Below are 23171 nucleotides of genomic sequence, written 5' to 3'. Positions count from 1 at the left end.
CCGATATGAAACCACGTTATGGCGAATATACTCTAGAAAAATCACATATTTCAGGAGGGGACAGCCATGAACACTCACGGCACATACATTGAAGTCGAACCAGGAATCGAATTATATGTCCAGGATACCGGCAGCGGTGAACCTATTGTATTCATTCCCGGATTTACATTTACGACTGAAGTCTTTTCCGAACAGGTAAAGCACTTTTCAAAGACTCACCGTACAATCGTGATTGATCCCAGAAGCCACGGCCGGTCAACCATGACGCTTCATGGAAATGACTATGTCACGCATGGAACGGACCTGCAAAAGGTATTGAAGCAATTAAAGGTCGAGAACCCCACGCTTGTCGGCTGGTCATTCGGCTGCCTGACGGTTTGGGAGTATATCCGTCAATTCGGTTCGGATGACATCAAGTCTGTCGTTTTGATTGATATGCCGCCAAAATCTTTATCCGTTCAGCAAGACAAGGATTGGGTGGAAGGGCCGCTTGATGACATGGCTGCGGCTTACACGAACTACCTTCGGAACCCAAAAGGGCAGCGGGATTTCATATCTGCTTACGCCACGGGAGTCATGGTCCAGCGGGAGCTGAAAGAAGAAGAATTGGCATGGATCGTCGAACAGTCACTAAGGACCCCTTACTATATTGCCGCCAATCTTTTTTCTTCCGGGCTTTTCTCCGATTATCGTGATGAGGCGGCTAAGAGCAGTGATACCGTACCAACTCTATATGTTGTTGCCGAGCACTGGGCAGAGTCGGCTACCTCTTGTTTAAGCAATCTGTCTCCTAAAGCGTCTGTGGAAGTATTGGGTGGACACCTCATGTTTTGGGAGCATTGTGAAAAGTTTAATGAGGTTGTGGAGTCATTTTTAGAGGGAAATAGTTAACACAGCATTTTCTTTTCTGCAATCGGAAAAACTTACATTAATGCAACACAAAAGACTGCCTTATGTCGTTTTGAAGGCAGTCTTTTCTTTGACAGTATATTTGATTGGCGAGACAAGGCCCCTCGACCCAAAACCTTTTTATCGGGCCAATGTACCCTCGGTCCCGCCTCTCCTCCACAGGAATGTCTGAGTTCCCACTCTCATAGACTTATAGAAAAGAAGGGAGCTGGTCTCAATGCTTGAGTGGAGTGCTGTTATTGCAGCCGTGGCGTTTACCATTCTCGTCATCTATTTGATTTTGACATTAAGAAAAGTAATGACAACACTTGCTGAAACGAAAAAGACGCTGGCTGACACCCGGTCAGCCGTGAATGGCATTACAGAAGAAGCAGAAGAACTGATTCATACAGCCAACCAAATTTCTGTTGATGTAAAAGGAAAAATGAAAGCCGTCGACCCTTTGGTTGAGTCTGCTAGTGATGTGGGTGAAATCATACACCATGTTACAAGCTCGGTAAAGAGGACTGCTTTGCAAAAGAACAATCCCAAAACCATCCATGCGCAGGAAAGCAAGCCTGTGCAAATTAAATTGAAGTAAGCAAAAAGAGTCCGGGCGATCCGGCCTCTTTTATTTGGGTGGGGGTTCTCACGCAAGGTCCATCGGTTCAGAATGAACCAAGGAACCTGTCCCCCTAGCTCACCCCTTGACCAACAACGAATGATAATAACACCCAGCAACCTCCCTGATTTTAGCTTCATCCTCTTCCCGGAATTTCACCAGAAAACAAGTCGATGGACCACCTGACACCAAAATATCGATGGGACATTCGACCATATCTTCCGTCAATGAAGTATTACCTGTTAATACCCTAAGCTCTTCCAAAATGCCTTTTGAACCCACGGGGATTAAATCCAGAATTGCTGAATGTCTGCAGCATTTAGTGTACAGACTTAAAGGTGCCGCCATTTCCATGTTTTCCAGAACCTGATTCCCTGTTAACGGCGCACCTATTGCAGCATACGAAACCCCGAATTCATGTACCTTTTCATTTTTAACGACCGATCGTTTGCCAAGAACGGTGATCCCTAAGGCGGACTGTTTTAAAGGAAAGTTCGATTCTGTGCTGCCTGTAATCTGCACTTCTTCTAATTCAACCTCTTGAAGAGCTGTTTCTGCTCCTTTTTTATACGCATCCCATACCTTATCTCCTGAAAAATTGTGGATGATGACTGAAAAAGGCTTTGCTTTAACTGCCAACACTTCCATTACCGCCACCCGGGTTGAGTAATAGGCGGTTATACCATCATCCACTCTGACCACATCTTCTTCCTTTGTCCCGATCCCGCCGCTGTTATCTGTTCCGACGATAATTTCTTCATTTGCAGATGAAGGAATGATGCTGACGTCTCTCATGCTTGCCTCCTGACCTTTGCCCGAAAATAACGGTTTAACGGAGGATAAGCGAAATGAGCAATGGTCAGGTTCAGGAAAGCCCCGATGCATAGGGAAGGAAGAATCGTAAAATAAAACTCTTTACTGATAATGAAAATGAACGGAAGCGGTGCGATAAAGGCATTGATGATAAAGAACAATCCTGCCGCAATTACTGGAGATTGTTTGAACATCACACCAAACAACCAGACGGCTCCTGCCATTTCCGCTGCAATCAACACATGCAGCGGTCCCAGCGGAAAGCCTGCCAGTAGTGAGGAGATCAAGTGTCCGGACATGGCTGTGACAGCTCCAAACCCTCCACCGATAATGGAAGCTGCAAGCAGTGCGGCAAGTGAATCCAAGGCAACGCTGCCCACGACTGCAGGGATCTTGATCAGCCCTCCTGCAGCACTAAGTGAAACAAAGAGTGCGAGTAATGTAAGTTTATTCGTTCTTTTCATCAGGCCTCACCTTTTTACCTGCTGCAGAGAAGACGTTTGCACTTCTTTCATATTCAACATCCTGCAATCCCATTCTGTAATTGATCGCCCTTGCCAGTGCGAAAAAATAGTCAGATAAGCGGTTTATGTATTGTAACGTCACTTCAGGAATTTCAGCATTTGTTTTGATCAGACTGACGATTTGCCGTTCAGCCCTCCGGCAGATTGTACGGGCAATATGGATCGTTGCAGCCGGTCCTGCCCCTCCTGGAAGGATAAATTTTTCAAGCGGCGGGGTTTCTCCGATATACTGATCGATTCTCTCCTCGAGATAATCAATCGATTCGCTTTTAAGCTTCATCGGAAACTTATCCGTCGCATTCGCCAGATCTCCGCCGCAGTCAAAGAGTTCATGCTGAATTTTCTCCAGGTCATCCAGAACGTCCTGGAAGAGGCCTTTGTCCAACTCAGATACCGCTTTTCCTACGAACGAATTCAATTCATCGATCGTGCCATAAGCCTCTACCCTTACATCATCCTTATCAACACGCCCGCCTATAATGTTGGTCCTGCCTTTATCGCCTTTTCGGCTGTATATTTTCATAGAAATCCCTCTCCTTTTGGTAAAGTCCGTATCATTTTTAAAGACTTATATTTTATAATCATGTGACCACTATCGAGATCCTTCAAACCTATTCCGCCCCTTTTAACCTCTGCGGCAAACCAAACCAGATCTCATAAACGCTATCGGAAAGCTTCACAAGATCCTGATATACCCATCCTGTAAAATCACGCCACTTTCTTTCAGTAGAATCAATAGGTACGATTCCCCGTCCGATATCAGACCCGATCCATATCACTTGTCGGGACGCTGATGCTTCTTCCCACTTCATCCAATTTTCAAACAGTGAGTGAAATTCGCTTCTGATCATGTTCATTTCTTTCTCTTTCCTTACTTCATTAAGAATAAGATACTCGAGGCCTTCCAGTACAACAGTATCCTGAAACGTATCAGGCTGAGGAAGAGTAATTGCTTCAGATAAGTTCAGCCATTCCAAATTCTGCTTATTAGTCTCCCTCACCCATTGGGACTTCCCGTTGAAGGCACCGCCCGTAACGAACTGCATGTTTTTCCACTCCTCCATTCATCGACTGTCCAACTCAATTCATACCCTCCGCCAAATGGGATCTGCCATTCCCAGAAGCTTCTTTCTTCTGTGGTCAGTCCCGTCAATAAATGTCTTATCACACCCCCATGAGTGACGATCGCTATCCTCTTAGTATGGCACTCATAAGGTGGACTTCCTGATTTTCCGACATATTTCGGGTCGTGCCTATCACGATTGACGACATCCTTTACCAGCAGCCAGCCCATTCTCAATCTTTCATGGAAACCGCCTAAGTTTTCTCCGCCCGGTATTTGAATGCTTGGGTCATTGAGCCATTCCCGGTAAGCTCCATCCGATTTTAGTTCCTCGTATGTTTTCGTTTCCCATTCTCCAAAATGGAGTTCCCTGAATAAATGGGATTCCAGATGAGGTACATCTTGAAACAGTGATTCTGCGGTTTGTTTGCATCGTGCAAGATCACTGGTGATGATCAATTCATAAGAAGGATAAAGTTGCGCTAGCTGAACCAATTCCTTGCGGCTTGCCTCCGGTAAAATGGCATCATGCCAGCCAATATACTTTTTAGCACGGTTTTCTTCTGTCAGGCCATGCCGGTATAAGCCGACAACCACACGATCATCCATAATACTGTCTCAGCTCCTTCCACTGATGCACCAAGCGTATCTCCAGTGATGCCTCCAAACCACTTGATTGTTTGGCGTCTGATCGATAAGGTTAGCAATACTGCAGCCAAAGTGAACAGCAAAAACAAATCTGCCAATTCCGGCAATAACCAGAAGAAAGTGACAGCAATCAGAAAATAAGGAATTGAATAAGTCAGAAGGTACACGGGGCTTGTGTGCTGTTTAAAATAATGCGCCATCCCTTCTTCCTTGGCCGCTCTTCCTGTTACCATCAGGGTTCCCATGATCATTCTGCTGAAAAATGGAATGACCCCGATCATGGCTGCCAGAAAGTAAGAATCCAACCTCATACTTTCATAGATAAATAGGAAGCGAGCCGACAACAGGACGATGACTGATAGAACAGCAAATGCTCCAGCTCGTGGATCTTTCATGATCTCCAGACGTTTCTCTTTATCCTGATAGGAAAAATAAGCGTCACTGGTATCCATCCAGCCGTCAAGATGTATACCTCCTGTAAGGAAAATGGGCAATACCCAAACGATAAAGGCAAGTGCCAGAGGGGAAAGAGTCGTCCACTCATTCAAGCAAAATAGGAGGCTGCCAATGATACCGCCCATCATCAAACCAAGTATGGGAAACATCATGACGGTCCTTTTAATAACGTTTCTATCCATTTTGATTGAGATCGGAATCGGCAGCATTGAGAAAAATTGAAGGCTGACCAGCAATCCCAATACATAACTTTTGACATTCATCCTGCCGGGAGTCCCCTTCCTTTTTTCAAAATTGGAATGCCGTTTTTAACTGAATATGCTTCAGATGCCACTTCAACAAGCTTTTGGTGAACCATTCCCAGTGTTCTCGTAAAACTTTTCACAAAATCATTAGTAGAAACTGGTTCGCAAAAAAGATCGTTGCTGACAAGGATCAGCTTGCAAGCGTTCCTGGATAGTTTCTTAACATCCTGAACGATCTTTTCAGCCAACTTTCGTTCATTAATAGATTCAGTTGAAAACATTTCATTGGTCAGCAAAGTCGTGACACAATCAAGTAATACGATATCTTTAGAGGAGAATTTATCAGACAGGGAACCAACATTCACCGGGCATTCCCAAGTCATCCAACTATGCTCCGATTTTCTTCTGTCCTCCTGATGCCTTCTTATCCGTTGACTCATTTCACCATCTACCGCCCTGCCACAGGCAATATAATGCAGGTCTGCTTCAGGCACAGCAGATATATAGGATTCTGCCCTGCTTTCTGCGAAAGAGCTCTTTCCGCTCCGCACTCCTCCACATATAAAAATAATTTCTGCCGTCATTTGCTTATCCCTCCATCTGCACCTTACATGTTCAGCTTATATCTTCCGAGAAAAGGTTTTCATAAATGAAAGAACAGAGTCATCACCGCGCCGACTGAACACCTGTTGAAATTCCCATAATATAAGCATCAGCTAACGGACCCTCTATAAACCTTGAAAAGCGGCTCCCGCAATTGCGAGAGACGCTCCAACAAGAAATGCCAACAGCACTCGGTGCAGCTTGAATCTATTCACGATATTGATATACATTTGATCCACAGTGCAGGACAGGGTAACGGAAAATCGTTGCACCGAGGAGCGAAAGAATACCAGTAACCGGGACTCGCGCCAACTCCAATACCTATCAGCAATGAAAATTGCATACTAAACTATTACAATCTTATTTGAATAAATCCGGATACACCGCTTTTGCTAGTTCCTCTACGCCTTGTACCAACCTAGGGCCGGTTCTCGTTACCAAATCTGAATGAACGTCATATACTTGTTCATTCTTGATGGCAGGCACGCCCTCCCATCCTTCTCTGCTTAACACTAATTCTTTCGGGTTTTCTGTGTAATACCCATAAGTAGTGACAATGACATCAGGATTCAGAGCGATGATGGCCTCTTCATTCATTTTCACCCAGCCTTCTTGTTCTGCAGCTGCATTATCAGCATTAATCAACGTAAGCATTTCATCCATGAAGGTATTACGTCCAGGAGTGTAAATCTCTGGTGCAGGAGACACTTCTACAAAAACGCTCTTTTTCTCTTCTTTTGAAACTTCAGCTGCTTTCTCTTTCACTGCCTGAAGATCATCTTTCATTTTCCTAATGGTTTCTTCGGCCTGTTTATGGGCGCCTGTAGCCTTGCCGATCATTTCAACCGTAACGTACACTTCTTCGAAACTTTTCGCGTCATGTACGACCAGAACAGTGATACCAGCGTCCCTTATCTGCTGGAGAGCCTCCGTCGCTGATCCCATTACCGAACCATGGGCGAGTACCAGATCAGGTGATAGGGAAAGAATCTTTTCAACATTGAGCTCCATACCGCCGATCTTCTCTTTTTCAGCCGCTTCAGGAGGATAGTTATCAAAATCAGATACTCCAACAACTTTATCACTCAGCCCTAATTCGAAAGCAATTTCGGTGTTACTAGGGATAAGGGATACAATCTTTTCAGGTTCTTCTTCAATCGTTACCTCATTATCTACAGCATCCTTAATGGTTACAGGAAAAGCTGCCGTTTCCTGATTTTCAGCTTGTTCCTGCTCTGCTGAATCTCCTCCAGCATTTCCTTTATCTGTGTTCCCATCATTTCCGCAGCCGGCAATGACGCCGATAGAAAGCAGCAGTGCAAGAAATAGTAAGTTAATCTTCTTCACGTTAGTTTCTCCCCTTTTTTCATCTTAAAATAAAAAAACATCTCTTCCTGAAGAAAGAGATGACGTGTAAAAGGCATATTTTTGATGTAAACTCAAAATTCATGCGATTTACACCTTCCCTATCCTCGTAGGCTTTTGGTGCACGTTAACAGGCAGGTCTCCTGGCTTATGGTCATTGCCCGCTGTTCCTTCCCATACAAATGTACAGTGGTATTAACAGCAGGCTCCCAAATTACAGTGGCGGGACCGCGTTGGAATTTCACCAACTTCCCTTTAAAGACTTCAGTTCGACTAAAGTCACCTGTTTCCGACAATATGTATTAAATTTTCCGCTAGCTAGATTATACACAAGAAAGGTTGTGAGGGGAATCATTTTCCATCTCTCTTTCTCTTTTTGCATTAATAGATTTTAACATTCCCCCTTTGTTTATCTAATTATTTACAGTTCAAATATATAACCATATTTTTCTAAAATTTATTCTTCAACAGACAAGGTAAGAAATGTTTTTTATCTTGTGTGGGGGATCTAAAATCCCAAGTGTATAGCAGCAGAAAAGCAGATACAATGACAACCATCGGTCTGTTCCTTCCACACGTTCACCCCTCAATCTACTTATTACACGCAAGCAACCTCATAGAGGACAAAAATGGACCGGGTGACGTTGTACCAATAATTCCGCGCCTTTACTCTTCAGTGGGACAGGGACACTGTCCCACCTTTCCAGCCGAAAAAAATCCACCCTGCAAATGTAGAAAATACTCTACTGCAGGATGGATATATTAATGCATAGGCCCAATATCTCTCTCATCCGAAAAGGGAACAATATCAGGCAGGTGAGACCCGGCTTTTTCAATTGGAATGCCATTGAACATCCCTATGCTGATTGTCAGTAATAAGATAAGTTTTATAATTTTTGTTTTCATCCTTTGTTCCTCCTAAATATTCCTAATCTTCCACTACTATAGCAGAGTGTCTAATTTCCTGTTTTCACCTTAATGGATGATAAGTGTACAGAAACTAGTAATATAGTCTTTATTCGTTAAGGATTTTAGGATATTATAAAAATACTTATATTAATTGGAAGTTTCAGGGAGGTATAGCGCACAATGGATGAGTTTCGAATGAGCCTTGGAGAGAAGATTCAATTATTGCGCAAGAAGTCTTTTTTATCTCAAAAAGACCTTGGGGAAGGGATTTGTTCACAGGCTTTCATCAGCCAGATCGAGCAAGGGAAAATTGCCGTTTCAGCAGAAGTTCTCTATCAATTATCCGTTAAGCTTGGCGTGGATACAAATTACTTCTTTGAACAAACAGACACACAGAGAAAAGACTATATAGAAGATGTCATCATGCTTGCAAGAGGATACATCCATAGCCGGGATTACGAGACACTTGACGGGCTGATCAAAACAGAGGAAAACAGCCCATTGTTAAAACAAAAAAGATACCGGCAATTCATCATCTGGAATAAATCCATCATCGCCCTCCACGTAGAAAAAGATTCGCAGAAGGCACTAAAGCTTGCAGAAGAAGCACTAAACCTAAAAGAGACGTCTTCCCATACATACTCCCTGAGGGAAATCGAAATATTGATCACGAAAGGGAATATATTAATTGAATTAAACAGGATCAAGCAGGCCATTACGACATTTGAAACGGCGAAGATGCATATCCATTCGACCATCCATACGTATTCTCACACCATATATATACGATTGTTTTACAACTTGGCGAGGGCATACTATACGAATGAACAATATGAAGATTCACAGAGGACAACCGTCCAGGGGATCTCCTATTGCAAACAGCAGAAATCCACTTACGGGCTCGGTGAATTGTATTATCAAAAGGCGATGTGTATGGAGAAACTCGGGAAGTTCCAGCTCGCGGCTGAGAACTATTTAATCGCTAAATTCATTTTCAAGTTGAATAAAGATGATCATTTATGTGAAAAAGCCCACAGTTCGTTCGAGGACCTGCATCAAGAACATGAAGGGCTGAATCATGAGCACGATCTTTTCTCCCTGCTTTAAGCCTGGCTGGCTCATATGAAAAAGGAGAATCTTCGAAGAAGATTCTCCTTTTGTTGAATCAAGCCCAGGAAGCTTTACCGATATATGTTCTTGTCCCGAAGTTGAACGGATCCCATGACCAAGCAATGGAAAGTCCTCTTCCGGATAATGCCCCTTTACCGATTCCGTAAGCCACTTTTGAAACGAAGCCTGTCCCATAACCTGCAGCAGTTCCGATGATCCACCCCATCGGTCCTCCAACACCTTTAGCGTAGCGGATGATTTTGGATACAACCGCAGCGCCAGTCGCACCTGCGATCAGGGCTCCCGGAGACAGGGCGATACTTGCAGCGATTCCTCTGCATTGGCTTGCAGATAAGTACGCTCCTCCGTCGAGATATTCCATTTCCTCTTGTTCGATTTCTACATACGTTTGTGGTAATACTAATTCCACGATAATTCCTCCTCTTGTTTCCTTGTATTTATATAAAGTACCGAAGTACGATATACCGTTAGCAGGTATCAGCTTGAATGATGGTAATTCTCCTTTGCCACCCGGTGAATATAATTTTTTATTGTCAGAAGACTGACACTTCCAACAAGAAGGGCGGACAGGTTCGGAAACAGTGAATACCAAAGGATGGCCAGGGTATAGCAGCCAAAATAAGCCGAGACCGCAAACAACGTTTCTTTCCTGGAGATTAGGTCACTATTATGAAATTCCATTGTCAGTTCTTTCAATGGCTTAATGGATAAAATCATGATGATGATGACCACCGCCGAGAAGAAAAACAGGTCATCCGCGATAAAAACCGCAATACAGTAGGCATAAAAGAAGTAGTCTAACTTGTTCACCGTCTTCAAAATTGGTGTCCCTTTCAGTGAATCCCCCATCTTCAGGAACTGCCTTAATTCACCAGAGTAATCAAAGCCTTTCTTCTGCAAAGAATCGTTCATTTTAAACACCAATATGTTGGTACTGATAAACAGGGCAGTCATGATGCCGATCAGTACATACAGACTGCTGATCTTTTCATAAAACTTATGACCCAGGGGCAGGTATATGGCCACATTCAATAACAGGAGAAACACGATGGCATAGGCCAGTCTCTTCTCTTTTGCAAACTCTTTATTGAATGTGACCACTGAAAGCATGGCGGTGATCCCTATAAACAGCCCCAAAATAAGCAGCGTAAAGATGACTTTCGCTATATTGGAATCGGTTGATTGGCTGGGTATCAAACAAATATAGATTAATAAACTAATATAGAAGCCGATGTGAAGCTTTGTCAGGATTTTCATTCTCCATCCATCCCTTTTCTGGTTATGTCTTGCCCGTTATGCCTAAAGAGTCCGGAAATTCAGCATTTTTAATATCCAGTCATAATAGGTTTCTTTCTTATAGATCACTTTCGCCTCTACAGGCATTGAGTGAATGACTTCAACCACATTTCCATCGCGGGCGACGAGTTCCTTATTATTTAATGAAATCACGCATTTATAGAAAACGAGATTTCCCTCATTTGTTTCTTGGGTCAAAGTGCCGGAATCGATGGAAGCAATCTTCCCTTCAATCGTTCCATACTTTTGGATATTGACCCCCTGTACAGAGAGTTTGACAGGGTCTCCTTCACTGATCATTGAAATATTGCGTGAGTCGATGAATGCCTCGACCTGAAGTTCGTCTTCACTGTTTGAAACCTGGGCGATCACCTGATTTGCCTGGACCGTCATACCAAGCTTTACAGGGACCAGGTAATGGACGACGCCGTTCTTATTTGACTTGATGGTCAGGGCAGAATCCTGACCGGAATAAACCGACATCTGTGCTTCTAATTCAACCAGCTTCGATTGTATCGATGCCCTGGCAGACCCAAGCTCGCTTTTCATCTGGGACAGCACCTGTTTAGATTGTGAAGCAGGGTTTTTATTCTGCTGCTCGAACTGACTGATTTCATCGGTGATCCCCTCGATTTCACTTTCCTTTGCTTCTATCTTCCCTTTTGTTTCTTCCACCTGAAATTCGTTTTCTTCCCCTTTTTTCCGGGTACTCAGTTCCTTCTTCAACCCCTCTAATTCAGAAAGGAGTTCTGCCTTCTTCGTCTCTTTTTTGCTTATTTGATTATTGAGGCTGTTCTTTTCAAACTGATCTGTCTGGACTTGAAGCAAATAGTACTGGACTTTCCCGTAATATTCCTGCTCAACCCCGGAATCCTCCATTACATTCTTTTGTTTGTTCAGCGACTCCTCAAACCGGTCGAGAACCCCATTCTTTTCTGTCAGTTCATCGATTTGGGTCTGGATCGCTGATTGCTGAAGTCCTTCTTGACCGCTTGAGATCGTAAAGAGGATCTCTCCCTCAGATACAGACTCCCCTTCTTGCTTGTTGACCGTTACGATCTGGCCGTTTAATTGGGACGAAATATATTGATCATCTTTTGACATGACGGTGCCTTCTGCTTTAACAAAATAAGGTTTCGTGAGCACCGTAGCGAAATAAGAAGCAAAGACGAAAACACCTAATGTAAAGATGATAAAAACCTTCAAAAAATTTGGAGGGGTCTTATCGAAGAACACCCTTGAGTCTTTAAGGTCGCTTTTGCTATAAAGCTGCATGTTGTAGCACCGGCCTGAAAATATCGACGGTTATTTGTTCCTGCGAATTCGAAACAAAGACATTGTAGATCTCGCCGTTCGAATTCAACTCATTTTCAAATAAGAACAGTTCCAGCTTGGAGTGTGCGAAAGGCAGGTTTTCAGGCTTCCCTTCATACCGCACATAGATACAGTGATCACATTGATATTCACTCTTCACTTTGAACTTATCTTTATACTGAAGATAATCATGCGCCTGGATGAAGACGTCATAGTCATACTTGACCGTTCCATCCTTTTGAATATTTGAACCTGCGAGCCTCGTGATGAGAGGACCGAACATCTGGATATTCAAAACCTGCGTGTAGTTAATGAACTTTTGGATATTTGTTTCCAGTTCATCCAGTTCTATATTCCGAATTTCATAGATAATCACTTTTTTTAATGACAGTCTTTTATTCTCTTTGACTTCCAATTTAGACATATTCAATCTCCTCCTGTTCTGGAATTGCGATAGCTGTGCGGTTGCTGCCACCATGCTGTAACCTGCTTAGCTCTGCATATTTCCCGTCTCGTTCCATCAGTTCCTCATGCGTCCCTTTTTCGAGTATCTCTCCATTTTCAATAAAGCAAATCATATCGCACTCAACGATCGTCGACAAACGGTGAGCAATGATCATGACCGTTTTATCCCTCTTCTGTCCGAAAATCAGTTCCTGTATCTTTTGTTCACTGAACGAATCCAGGTTTGAAGTGGCCTCGTCGAAAATATAGATATCGGGATCGGACAGCAGCGCCCTTGCGATTGCGAGCCTCTGCTTCTCTCCACCGGAAAAGTTGTTGCCTGACTCTTCGACAAAGGTGCCATACCGATTTTGCAGCTTTTCAATAAACTGATGTGCGCCTGATTTCTTACACGCAGCCACCATCTCTTCATACGTGGCATTCGGGTTGCCGACCTTTAAGTTTTCCATGATTGTTCCAGTAAAAAGTTCGATATTCTGGGGAATGTAAGCAACCTTATTGCGCAAGTAATTATGATCAATATCCGCCAGGTCATAGTTATTTATCGAAATTTTCCCTTCCTTTGAATCCATGAATTTCAACAAGAGCCGGGTGATGGTGCTCTTCCCCGCGCCGCTTTCCCCAACAAACGCGATACGCGAGCCAGGGGGGACGTGCAAGTTGAAATTTTTCAAGACTGGCGGTCTCGATCCGTATGCGAAGGAGACGCCTTTAAACTCGATGTCACCCTTCAGGCTGATGCCTGAGATCAGATCCTTCTTATGGTCTTCGCGGTCCAGCGTCATCAGCTCCCTCAGACGCTTCATGGCAATCTGGGCTTCCTGGAAGGTCAACTGAAGTGAAACGAGATTCTGGACGGGTTCCGTAAAATAGGAACTGAGTGTCTGAAACACCAGGAGATCCCCGATTGTCATCTTCCCGTCCATGATACTTACGGCCCCGATGGCCATGAACACCAGATTTCCGAGGGAACCGGCAAAGCTAGAGACGGAACCCTGTACGTTGCTGATCACGCCTTCCCGGTAATCGATCTTCAATGAGTGCACAAACTTTTCTTCAAGTCTATGAATCTTCTCTTTCTCATCATTCTGGGACTTGACCGTCTCGATATTTTTGATGGACTCGATCAAATGGGAGTTCAGCATGGCGCCTGCTTCCATTTGTTCGTAATTCAATTTTTTGTATGGTTTCTTGAAAAAATAAATCAAAAGGATGTTAATCACGACCATGATCAACAAGACTCCAAAAAGAGTCGGGTTGATCTTCCAAAGTACAAAACCGGTGATCGAAGCAAGCATTACATCCATGATTAATGATATGGACACCGTGGTGAAAATATCCTTGATCGTCATCGCGTCCTGAAAACGGGTGATGATGTCCCCCACCTTCCGGGTCACAAAGAACTGATAGGGAAGATGAATGATATGGTTGTAATATCCCAGGAGCAGCGGGATATCAATCTTCCGTGACAAAAATAGCAGGATATGCTGGCGAAACGCAGTCAATACATTCTGGAATAGTGTGACCAGCCCGAATACAAACAGGAAGATATAAAGACTATTCTTTAATTGATAAGGGATGATTTCATCCATCAGAATCTTCGGGAAGAGACTGAGCAGAATCCCGATCCCGCTCAACAGCAGGGAGGCGAGGATAATCAGAATCAACAACTTCTTCTGTGATAAGATGAGTACTTTAAATAAGTCGAACATCCCGGTATCTTTGTATGAGACCTTCTCAAATTCACTACTCGGGACCATCAATACGAGGACACCCGTAAACAGCTTATCAAATTCGGAGAACTCCACCTTCATTAATCCCCGGTCCGGATCCGCGATTACAAACCTGTCATTCCTGGTCAATTTATGAATAACCACAAAATGATTAAGGCCTTCCTCCGTCTTGATCTGTGCGATTGCAGGAAACGTCATGTCCCTTGTGATTTCAAAAGTCGTGGTGCGGATGGCCTTTACATTGAAATGAAGTTTCTCCAGGCCGTCCACAATCCCTTTTACACTCGTTCCATACGCATCCGTCCCTATAATTTCCCTGATTTTCATGATGGAATATTCACATTTATAGTTCAGCAATATCGTCGATATCGCCGCGGCTGCACAATCCGAAGCGTCATGCTGCATCGTACAAGGATAGGACTTAAATAAACTCAACGCTCTCCACCTCAGTCAATTGGCGCATACTCACAAAACAGCGCGCCTCAATAAGATTTCAGGAGGATAAAAAACCACAAATCACTTGCATGTGCATTCGTTCATCGAAGAATACACCATTCATTACAAGAGCCTGTAAACACCTCTTGTTGATACTATAGCAGTATGACAAAATTCCTGTAATTTCGATTAGAAGGGGTCCATTGGGGTATAGGAGGGGAATGGATGTGGAAACTGAGGAATGTTTAGATTATATAAAAATACTTATATTTTTTGTTATTATTTGTAATTAATTTTAAATATATATCATTGCTTTAAATTAAAAACCTATATTTAGTTCAGCGTATTTTTTCCGATTAGGAGACGAACCATCCTTATTTACGTCCACAATCCATCTCATACCTCAGCCATAAAAATCTTCTATATGAAACCTTTTTCTCTTGAATCCGTATACATTAATAAGTCTTCCAACTGAGGTGTTTGTTGTGATTGAATTAGTAAATGATTACACGGGTTTGTTAACTGTTTATTCAGTATATGGAGTTATACTGGTGAGTTTTATACTGATATACCTCTTGAGTTGGCTGGCGAAATCTTCTTTCCCTTTTACCGATTCACGATGTGATATTGAATTCACAGACGTTAAATTGACCTTACAATTATATAAAGAGCGCAAGGCTATATCTATCGTTACCTGGTTATTCAAGGCTGTCAAACGACATAATTATCCTGATGAAGAAGAGTCTATTTTTCCTTAAACCTATACTAAACATTTAAGGAGGAATAGATTTTGAAAGTGAAAGTTAGATTGTTTTGGAGTGGGTTATTTTTTACATTTTTGATCTTAAGTGGGTGCCAGCAAACTGATACAGGCGGTGGCGGACTGCTGAACAAACTTTTTATCAGTCCATTCGTTATAGCTATCGAGGGAACAGCTCATTTGCTGGGAGACAATTACGGGTTAGCAATAGTGTTTATCACCATGTTAATCCGCCTGGTATTAATGCCTTTCATGCTTCAGCAGATGAAAAGCCAAAAACAAATGGGCATCAGGATGAATGAACTTAAACCTGAGCTTTTAGAGGTTCAAAAGAAATTAAGAGAGACAACTAATAAGGAAGAGAAACACAAGCTTCAAAAAAATATATTTGAACTGTATAAACAACGCGGTGTAAATCCTTTAAACCTTGGGTGTCTCCCTCTATTGATTCAATTTCCTATTTTGATGGGATTGTATTATGCAATACGTGATTCCCAAGAAATATCACGACATACTTTTTGTGGTTCAACTTGGGCCAACCTGATTTATGGGTTACCCTCATTGCAGGTTTAGTTTATCTCCTGCAGTTTAAAGTAAGTCAGAAACAAATGACTGTTGAACAGCAAAAACAAATGAAACTGGTTGGTCTTCTATCACCAATCATGATTATTTTTTTCTCTTTTCATGCACCAGCCTCCCTTCCTTTATACTGGGCTGTGGGGGGGCTGTTCCTAGCTTTACAATCGTATATAATAAGTAGATTATCCAGATAGATTTTGTGTATATTTATTAGGCATAAAAATTCCAATTCCGCAGGCCGCCTGTTAGCCCCTCTTTTTAGTAAGGCTCCTGCGGGTATCACTTCCAGAGTGCAAAGGATTTCCAGGGGATGAGTAAATCCAATCAAACACACCCATGCGTTTTTAAGAATTTAAGAAACACCTTGAAATTGCACAAAACTCACCACAGTATTTCTTGCGTACTTATTTACCCAAAAGTCAATGATAACAATGGGTAATATTCACATGTTACACGAATATGGAAATCGAAATTAATCAAACCAAGGCAGGTTAATAAATTGAATTTTGCAAAATTAAACTACGAACATCTTGAAAAAAGAAAACAGAAAACAAATAGAATAATTTTCCTCCTCTTTTCCATTCCGTATGCAGCATTATTTTTCTTTTTGCATATGTTTTGGTGTTCTCTGGCTTTTTGGATCATGTCACTATTCTTGTTAGCTTATTTAGGATGGGTAGGAATTAATCCAAAAAGAACAAAACATAATGAAGATATTCCCCCTTTGAAACTCTTGGTGGGAAGAGTAGTTTGTATTTCGATAGCTATCTTCGGTCTATACTTTGTGGTTCCAATAACCAAAGATTTAATATATGATTCCCCATACTATTTTCGGGGAGATTATCAAGTGGTTGTCGGGAAAGTTGACCTAAAGACAACATCAACACGCGGATATTTATCTCAAAGCCTGGAAATCAGTAGTGTTAACTATATGAACTTTACTATCGTAGATAAAAAATACGATGGAAGAATAGTAAGAGTTGATTATTTGCCTCATTCTAAATTTATTGTACGAATAAGAACTTATTAATAGTTAATGGATATACCTTAAAGTAAATACCCGATAACTTTTGAACGATTCTCTCTTAAAAATTTATGATTACTTACTTTGAAATTTAACTGTTCCATTAACATTTACCCCTGATCAATCTGTATTACTTTATTACATTAAAGTGATAATCAGTATTCTAGCTGAGATAATCTTTTCCGTTTTCTGAATTAATCAGAGAGTAATGTACGGTTATCTCAAAAAAATTTCCTTTTACTTCTTTAACAATTATTTTTTTCTATTTGTGATTTTCTCTCCCAAAACGGAACCCCTTAGTAAATCACATTGTGATCCAACCTTCTCCTTATAAAATTATCTAAATCCTTCAGTTCTTTATATTAGTATGTCTGTTTGCCACAATCCTGTTTCTTAGCCTGTTTCAACACAATCCAACAAAGCCCCAAAATAAACCAAAAATAGCGCCAATGTAAGGTATCTAAAAAGAAACTGTTCAATAAGACTCCTACGTACACTGCAAAAAATAAATAAATTGGAATATTCCATACTTCAGTTCGACGATTGATAAAGAGCTGAACGAACAAATAGATGATCATGATAAAGAAAGCAAAAAAGGAAATCCATCCATTTTCCGCGATAATTCGAACAAAAAGGTTATGGGTGGCATAACCATTCAGCAATTCAAATTGTCCAGGTCCGATACCCAGCAAGTTAGAAGTCCCGAGCATTAAACCTTTCATTTGATAGTAGAAGCGATCTGAATCATAATTTTGCAGTCCATATCCGCTGGAATGGCTAAACCTTACATCTATTTGGTTAAGAATCATATCTCCCCAGAACAAAAACATAATGATTGCGGTCAAAGATACAATCAATATAACACCCGAAACTTGCCCATACAATTTCTTATAAAACAAGGTGAAGACTAAATAAAGAGTGGTTACAATAACAAAGTTCATAATCGCCGCTCGTGATAATGAAGCCAATAATGCCCCCATAATAATAAAAGAACCACCCATAAACAGGAAATATTTCAAGGAAAAATAGTGGTGTTTAAATGAACGATCCAACAGGAAAATAATCGCAAGAATTAAGAAAGGGGAAAAATCGTTAGGATCCATAAAAAACCCTTTGGCTCTGATTCCTTGGAATAAGGTGCCGACATAGCCAATCATGCCGCTTATCTCAGCAATTACTACAACTGATGAAATGAATGCGGAAAAAGTATACCCCCATAAAATTATATTGAATTCATTTCTTGATCTAATAAAGACAGTTAAGAAATAAAAGATAAGAATGACAAAAATGGTATGTATAAAATAGCTGATGCCAACCATAACATCGCTGCTTTTCAAAACAGAGAGTAAGGACACAGAGATAAAGACTAAAATTGAATAATTGATATATCGGTCCTCTTGTAGAGAATAAATCTTATTAGGTCTAACCAAAAAGAAAGATAAAAATGCCAGGACAAATAAGAGATCAAAAGGTTTAATAGCAGTATTCATCAAGCCAAATGTCAGAAACATAATGAAGAGCAAAAGCTTCAACTGAAAAACGATTCCTAAATAAATCATGACGGTCAATAATAAACCTAAACCAAAGATCACTCCAATATTTACCGTAGCAGGTATTGGCAGCAAAGTTGCACAAGTACCTATCAATACACCCAATAACAGGAGAAGGCCTATATGTATTATTTTCTTCATTCTCAGTCCCCCCCTTGCTGTTACTTCCGCTTAAATTTGTAAGGCAGTTCTCCAAAAATAATTAACATCCCTGCATAACATACAAAATATAACAACCCAATCAACATTTTTCCTAACGGCGCTATAGAGTCAAGAAACAGTGTTTTTAATACATACGTTACACCAATCAATAGAAGTGATATAACGGAAACCTTAATGAACGTTTTCCAAGGAATGATCCACTTCGTGTGGTTGAAAGAAGAAAAATACAATAATAAAGTGTAGAGAATAAAACCTATGCTTGTCGATATACCTGCACCAATAAATCCAAACTTAGGGATCAAGATTAAATTTAGGATAAAGTTCATTACAGCTGCAATGATAACGAAAAAAAACATATGTTTTGTTCTTTTATCTATCTGACAACACAATTGCCCATACAATCCTAAGTTCCAGGCAAAAAAGCCTGCTATGAGAATAGGTATGATCACAGTCCCTTCAGAGAATTTCTCCCCTAGAATAATGAAACTTACTTCTTCCCGAAAAATTGAGAAATACGCCCCAAAAGGCAGTGCAATAAGAATATAAACTTTCGTGAAGAAAGCTATTCTCTTTTCTAAAAAAACTTTTTCCACATTGCCCTTTGCTTCATTCATTAAAAGTGGTTGCGCAGCGAAAAAAAGGGGATTACATGTCAAAGCCAATGCTTGAACTGCAATGGTAAAATTTGCGGAATAAACCCCAACTTCATAAGTTGATTGAAAATACTCAATCATGTATCGATCCGTTAGGTTAAGCACAGTAGTACCTACGTACCAGCCTATAAGAGGAAAACCATAAAATAAAAATGTTTTATAAAACTCCAGAGCAGATTGTGTATATGTAAATGCCGGCAGTAGGAAACCCAGTTTTAATTTTCTTACCATGGGGAAGAGTACAACAACCTGTGCAATGAGAGTCCCCCAAAGAAAGCCTATTGAATTAAACTGAATAACGTACAACCATACCACGATAAAGAAGATTTTCCCTATTGAAAGAATTACGTTAATATTTCTGTACTCTTTTGTTAATAAATCAATTTGATAAATACTTCCTAAGACCATGAAGTAATTTGACGTAAGTATTATAAATATAGAGGGCCAATAATACTCCTTATATCCCTCTAGAAGATCAGGAAATCCCCAAAAAAACAGAATGGACAGCGTAATAAAGGCAATAGTAATGAAGAACATAAGGGATTTCAGATGCTCATTGAACTCATCCATTATCCCATCCTCTACATAACCAGGTCTGAATCGCTGAATGGACAAAACAATCCATTGAGAAAATAAAGATGAGATAATGATGGTTGTACTTACAACGATCGTGTATTCTCCATAAAGTCCTGGTGAAAACAGTCTGGTGAACAACATCAGAAGCAAAATATTTACCAAAGCAGGAGCTAAAAAGACGGGTATATATAAGAGAGTGTCTTTACTGAGTCTTTTAATACTGAATATCGTACTTTTTTCAACGTTCATAACCTTTCCATTCCCTCTCTTAAATAGTTGATTGTAGCCCCGCTGATTTATCGGTCATTTCTGCAATCTCACTATATCGGCTTTTGTATATTTTATCTGTTTGGGAGCACATTGTTTCCGCCGTCAGTGTTTTTGCTATACGAATTGAATCTCTTGCAATATATTCATATTCTTTCTTATCGTCCAATAGGCTCATTACTCTATTAAACATCTCTAGATCACTATTAATTGGGACGACTACTTTTTTCTCACCTATTGGATCAATTATTTCCTTTATTCCACCTGCATTTGTACTGACTATCGGAATCCCTCTGGATAATGCCTCTAACATGACATACGGGAGGCCTTCTTTGTGGGAAGTTATTAGCATTACATGCATTTGATCCATCCAAGATAAAATGTCTGTTTTGCCACCTTTGAATTTTACGATTTTTCCCAACCCTGAATCCGCAGCCAATTGCTTATAATGATCAGATAGATGCCCATCGCCTATTAGCCAAAATTCTACATTCGAATTATTATATTGTTTGAAAAGTGCTGCTACTCGTAAGAACATATCAATATTTTTTTCAGACACAAACCGGCCAACAAAACCTATTATCTGTTTTTCATCCTTCATTTTAGAATGAAGTTTTTGCTCAAGTTTATTATCTGATAAAATTATATCAGTTGGAATTCCATTATAAATGACATGGATTTTTTTCTCATTAAGCTTATTTTCGACAGCTTTCTTCAAATCATATTTTGAGACAGTGATGATGTCTGTACTCAACCAGCTGCAAAGCTTTTCAAGAATAAGATATAGCTGCCTTTTTTTCTTTGAGAGTGTTGGATCTGTAAAAACAAATCCGTGTGCTGTAAAGATATTTTTGGGTACTCTATTAATAAATCCCGCGATTCTAGCAATAATACCCGCTTTGGAACTATGCGAATGAATGATGTTGTACTCCCCTTTTCGAATGAAACGGGCAAGCAGCTTAATGGAGTGTAAATCACGCTTGATTTCTATCTTTCTTGATATAGGAATAATGACTGTATGAATATTATGTTTTTCTAAAAGGTCCACAAACGGACCATACTCACCAACAACAACAGAAATATCATGTCCCTTTTCAGCAAACCACTTGGACAGATAGAATACGTGCATTTGAGCTCCGCCGATATCACCACCGGAAATTACGTATAATATTCTCATAAATTATAGGGTGTTAATAACCTCCGCAACTCCTTCCATAAATGATTCCTTAGTAAAGGATGATTCATATCTTTTTTTTGAATTAATCCCCATTTGTTTTCGTGTTTCAGGGAAGACAATCAATCTTTTTATTGCATTAGCAAGCTGATCTACATTATCTGTTTCTATTAATAATCCAGAATGTTCATCTTCAATTAACTCAGAAACGCCTCCAACATTCGTCGCAATACAAGGTACACCATGTGCCATTGCTTCAATAATGGATAAAGGCATCCCTTCTGTATCTGAAGGCAGTACAAAAAGATCCGCTTGACTCAATTCAGCGGAAGGATTTTCCACCCATCCTAATAGATGAACGGAATCAATCAGATTTTTTTGCTTGATCAAATCAACTAAAGAGTCTTTATATTCATCAGAATGCCAAGGCGGCTTTTCCCCTAAAATAACCAATTGAAAATTGATACCAAGTTCTTTCAATTTAGCACAGGCTTTAATAACTAAATCTTGACGTTTCCCAGGTACTAAAGTACCTATCGTAATTATTTTCAAATGCTGTTTGCCATCCTCTTTGACGCTGCTTTGATGTATATCAATACCGTTATGTATCGTTTGGAACTTATCTCTATAACGAGGAAACAACGACTGATAATTTTCCCTCACTCGATGTGAGACGACAATGATTTTATGAGAACTGAATACAGCCATTTTCCCCAATATATTATCCAATCTTTCTTCTCCATGTATATGCCAGATAACCTTTTTACCTGCCATCTTAGCCAAGAAACCTATAATGATCTGAGATCGGAATTGACTTGTGTAAACCAAATCAATTTTATGCTTCATTATAAATCGAAGGAGTTTAATGAGATGGGGTACAAGGGAATAGATTTGTTTCAAGGTGAACAAAAGTCCTGAATGAACATCTTCTTTCCTGATTTGATCAACATGTTGATTAACAGGAATCAGAGTAAAAGGTTTACCGGCTTGTTGAATGCGTTTAATCATCGGTCCTTTTGAAGAAGAAAGAAAAAAAGTTTTGTATCCATACTTCTCCAACCCAAGGAGCAGTTCCATTTCACATTTCTGAGCTCCCCCCCACTCGGGCCGGCTCTCGTAGAATAGAATTTTTTTCATAAATACCCCCGTGGTGTAATTAAATACTTCTGAAAATAAAACTTTCATACTATTAAGTGTATATTTTTTCCGTTTTATGAAATTGACCCCACTCATTATACTACATTAGTAACAAGTATACTAGGTGTACAAGCATCTAATCAGCATGTCACTTGTAGAATGATATAAAAGAACGGCTGCAGGAAAATTCCTGTCAGCCGTTTGTGATTTTACTCTTTTTCTGTTTTTTCATCTTCTTGTTCTGGCTTACTGTTGGATTTTGTCATTTCGTAAATTTTTAAATCTTTTATCCAAATTTCAATCTTTTGGCCTCTTTCATCAATTCCCCTGACCACATAGAAAGGACCCAGATCCGGATATTGCTGATTGACTCTTTTACTGATATTAAACACCTGTACTATATTTGTGGCCTCCAGCACGAAGTCGTTTACATCTTTTTCTGTCACATTTGCTTTCTTTTCTTCTTTAGCGTCTGACTTTGTTTCCTTGTCCGCAGAGGCCTCTTTTGTTTCATCTCCACTTGCTTTTTCTTCATTCGAACAACCGCCGGCAACTCCAATAATGGTCACAGACAATAACAAAATTAAAAAGGATTTCAACTTCTTTTTCACTCTATTTCCCCCTGCAAAACATAAAAAAAGGAAAAACACTTTCCTTTTTTACTCATTTTTTATAAATATAGTTAAATTATAATATTCCCTTCATTTTATATCAAAGGGTAATATTTCCTATAACCAACTATCATGAAATACTTTTAAAAAAGTAACATCAGTGCCTGA

25 protein-coding genes, 1 pseudogene and 1 riboswitch are annotated in these 23171 nt (G+C 40.4%); of the genes and pseudogenes, 6 read left to right on the top strand and 20 right to left on the bottom strand.

The genetic code is table 11. The features are described from left to right. Positions 1 to 66 precede the first annotated feature (66 nt). A complete protein-coding gene (locus tag ACXAFV_RS03745) occupies positions 67 to 891 on the top strand; it encodes an alpha/beta fold hydrolase (RefSeq protein ID WP_475124545.1) in 825 nt (274 codons plus the stop codon). Positions 892 to 1126: 235 nt separating this feature from the next. Continuing rightward, on the top strand, positions 1127 to 1489 hold the full coding sequence (locus ACXAFV_RS03740; protein WP_475124544.1) for a DUF948 domain-containing protein: 363 nt from the start codon (positions 1127 to 1129) through the stop codon (positions 1487 to 1489). 99 nt (positions 1490 to 1588) lie between these two features. Here ACXAFV_RS03740 and ACXAFV_RS03735 read toward each other — a convergent pair whose 3' ends face one another. The 10 genes from ACXAFV_RS03735 to ACXAFV_RS03690 form a co-directional block, all read right to left on the bottom strand. Continuing rightward, positions 1589 to 2305 (bottom strand): ATP-binding protein, encoded by a 717-nt coding sequence (locus ACXAFV_RS03735; RefSeq protein ID WP_475124543.1) that lies wholly within the window; start codon positions 2303 to 2305, stop codon positions 1589 to 1591. Next, positions 2302 to 2787 (bottom strand): ECF transporter S component, encoded by a 486-nt coding sequence (locus tag ACXAFV_RS03730; RefSeq protein WP_475124541.1) that lies wholly within the window; start codon positions 2785 to 2787, stop codon positions 2302 to 2304. The genes ACXAFV_RS03735 and ACXAFV_RS03730 overlap by 4 nt, the downstream gene beginning before the upstream one ends. Beyond that, entirely contained in the window at positions 2771 to 3370 is a 600-nt protein-coding gene (locus ACXAFV_RS03725; protein ID WP_475124540.1) for a cob(I)yrinic acid a,c-diamide adenosyltransferase, read from the bottom strand. Before ACXAFV_RS03725 ends, ACXAFV_RS03730 begins: the two co-directional genes overlap by 17 nt. Positions 3371 to 3458: 88 nt before the next feature. Then, positions 3459 to 3893, bottom strand: coding sequence for a bifunctional adenosylcobinamide kinase/adenosylcobinamide-phosphate guanylyltransferase (locus ACXAFV_RS03720; RefSeq protein ID WP_475124539.1), 435 nt, complete (start codon positions 3891 to 3893; stop codon positions 3459 to 3461). Continuing rightward, entirely contained in the window at positions 3845 to 4519 is a 675-nt protein-coding gene (locus ACXAFV_RS03715) for a histidine phosphatase family protein (RefSeq protein ID WP_475124537.1), read from the bottom strand. The genes ACXAFV_RS03720 and ACXAFV_RS03715 overlap by 49 nt, the downstream gene beginning before the upstream one ends. Next, complete coding sequence (gene cobS, locus ACXAFV_RS03710) at positions 4477 to 5277, bottom strand: adenosylcobinamide-GDP ribazoletransferase (protein WP_475124535.1); 801 nt, start codon at positions 5275 to 5277, stop codon at positions 4477 to 4479. Before cobS ends, ACXAFV_RS03715 begins: the two co-directional genes overlap by 43 nt. After that, a complete protein-coding gene (locus ACXAFV_RS03705) occupies positions 5274 to 5843 on the bottom strand; it encodes a bifunctional adenosylcobinamide kinase/adenosylcobinamide-phosphate guanylyltransferase (protein ID WP_475124534.1) in 570 nt (189 codons plus the stop codon). The genes cobS and ACXAFV_RS03705 overlap by 4 nt, the downstream gene beginning before the upstream one ends. 144 nt (positions 5844 to 5987) lie before the next feature. Continuing rightward, positions 5988 to 6092, bottom strand: coding sequence for an iron chelate uptake ABC transporter family permease subunit (locus tag ACXAFV_RS03700; protein ID WP_475126061.1), 105 nt, complete (start codon positions 6090 to 6092; stop codon positions 5988 to 5990). Between the two features lie 130 nt (positions 6093 to 6222). Next, positions 6223 to 7209, bottom strand: coding sequence for an ABC transporter substrate-binding protein (locus ACXAFV_RS03695; RefSeq protein ID WP_475124533.1), 987 nt, complete (start codon positions 7207 to 7209; stop codon positions 6223 to 6225). 134 nt (positions 7210 to 7343) lie between these two features. Beyond that, a riboswitch (cobalamin riboswitch) is annotated at positions 7344 to 7529 on the bottom strand. A 460-nt stretch (positions 7530 to 7989) separates the two neighbouring features. Beyond that, positions 7990 to 8133 (bottom strand): hypothetical protein, encoded by a 144-nt coding sequence (locus tag ACXAFV_RS03690; RefSeq protein WP_475124531.1) that lies wholly within the window; start codon positions 8131 to 8133, stop codon positions 7990 to 7992. Between the two features lie 183 nt (positions 8134 to 8316). Between ACXAFV_RS03690 and ACXAFV_RS03685 the strand changes: the two genes are divergently transcribed. Continuing rightward, positions 8317 to 9243 (top strand): helix-turn-helix domain-containing protein, encoded by a 927-nt coding sequence (locus ACXAFV_RS03685; protein ID WP_475124530.1) that lies wholly within the window; start codon positions 8317 to 8319, stop codon positions 9241 to 9243. 58 nt (positions 9244 to 9301) lie between these two features. Here ACXAFV_RS03685 and ACXAFV_RS03680 read toward each other — a convergent pair whose 3' ends face one another. The 5 genes from ACXAFV_RS03680 to ACXAFV_RS03660 all read right to left on the bottom strand — a co-directional run bounded on the left by ACXAFV_RS03680 (position 9302) and on the right by ACXAFV_RS03660 (position 14510). Further along, a complete protein-coding gene (locus ACXAFV_RS03680; RefSeq protein ID WP_475124528.1) occupies positions 9302 to 9676 on the bottom strand; it encodes a hypothetical protein in 375 nt (124 codons plus the stop codon). A 68-nt stretch (positions 9677 to 9744) separates the two neighbouring features. Continuing rightward, positions 9745 to 10524, bottom strand: a complete 780-nt coding sequence (locus tag ACXAFV_RS03675) for a hypothetical protein (RefSeq protein ID WP_475124527.1) — start codon at positions 10522 to 10524, stop codon at positions 9745 to 9747. 42 nt (positions 10525 to 10566) lie between these two features. Next, a complete protein-coding gene (locus ACXAFV_RS03670) occupies positions 10567 to 11667 on the bottom strand; it encodes a beta-barrel domain-containing protein (protein WP_475124526.1) in 1101 nt (366 codons plus the stop codon). A 157-nt stretch (positions 11668 to 11824) separates the two neighbouring features. After that, a complete protein-coding gene (locus tag ACXAFV_RS03665; protein ID WP_475124525.1) occupies positions 11825 to 12301 on the bottom strand; it encodes an AraC family transcriptional regulator in 477 nt (158 codons plus the stop codon). Then, positions 12294 to 14510, bottom strand: a complete 2217-nt coding sequence (locus tag ACXAFV_RS03660) for a peptidase domain-containing ABC transporter (RefSeq protein WP_475124523.1) — start codon at positions 14508 to 14510, stop codon at positions 12294 to 12296. The genes ACXAFV_RS03665 and ACXAFV_RS03660 overlap by 8 nt, the downstream gene beginning before the upstream one ends. 485 nt (positions 14511 to 14995) lie before the next feature. Between ACXAFV_RS03660 and ACXAFV_RS03655 the strand changes: the two genes are divergently transcribed. The 3 genes and pseudogenes from ACXAFV_RS03655 to ACXAFV_RS03645 all read left to right on the top strand — a co-directional run bounded on the left by ACXAFV_RS03655 (position 14996) and on the right by ACXAFV_RS03645 (position 16879). After that, positions 14996 to 15268 carry a hypothetical protein gene (locus ACXAFV_RS03655; RefSeq protein WP_475124521.1) on the top strand — a complete coding sequence of 91 codons (273 nt, stop codon included), beginning with the start codon at positions 14996 to 14998 and terminating at the stop codon, positions 15266 to 15268. Between the two features lie 224 nt (positions 15269 to 15492). Next, positions 15493 to 16043: pseudogene (gene yidC / locus ACXAFV_RS03650) on the top strand (membrane protein insertase YidC). A 305-nt stretch (positions 16044 to 16348) separates the two neighbouring features. Further along, a complete protein-coding gene (locus ACXAFV_RS03645) occupies positions 16349 to 16879 on the top strand; it encodes a hypothetical protein (RefSeq protein WP_475124519.1) in 531 nt (176 codons plus the stop codon). Positions 16880 to 17235: 356 nt separating this feature from the next. Here the strand turns inward: ACXAFV_RS03645 and ACXAFV_RS03640 are convergent, their stop codons facing one another. The 5 genes from ACXAFV_RS03640 to ACXAFV_RS03620 all read right to left on the bottom strand — a co-directional run bounded on the left by ACXAFV_RS03640 (position 17236) and on the right by ACXAFV_RS03620 (position 23003). Next, positions 17236 to 18564 (bottom strand): O-antigen ligase family protein, encoded by a 1329-nt coding sequence (locus ACXAFV_RS03640; RefSeq protein WP_475124518.1) that lies wholly within the window; start codon positions 18562 to 18564, stop codon positions 17236 to 17238. Between the two features lie 20 nt (positions 18565 to 18584). Beyond that, the gene (locus ACXAFV_RS03635; RefSeq protein WP_475124517.1) at positions 18585 to 20063 is read right to left on the bottom strand and encodes an oligosaccharide flippase family protein; all 1479 of its coding nucleotides are present in this window, start codon (positions 20061 to 20063) and stop codon (positions 18585 to 18587) included. Between the two features lie 19 nt (positions 20064 to 20082). After that, positions 20083 to 21258, bottom strand: a complete 1176-nt coding sequence (locus tag ACXAFV_RS03630) for a glycosyltransferase (RefSeq protein WP_475124515.1) — start codon at positions 21256 to 21258, stop codon at positions 20083 to 20085. A 3-nt stretch (positions 21259 to 21261) separates the two neighbouring features. Next, a complete protein-coding gene (locus ACXAFV_RS03625; protein ID WP_475126060.1) occupies positions 21262 to 22392 on the bottom strand; it encodes a glycosyltransferase family 4 protein in 1131 nt (376 codons plus the stop codon). Between the two features lie 209 nt (positions 22393 to 22601). Next, positions 22602 to 23003: a hypothetical protein gene (locus tag ACXAFV_RS03620; RefSeq protein ID WP_475124513.1), complete on the bottom strand. Its 402-nt coding sequence runs from the start codon at positions 23001 to 23003 to the stop codon at positions 22602 to 22604. Positions 23004 to 23171 lie beyond the last annotated feature (168 nt).

This window comes from Rossellomorea sp. ABR4_012 (assembly GCF_056159545.1).
Note: the sequence above shows the minus strand (reverse complement) of the source record. Positions and strands in the feature narration are given on the sequence as shown.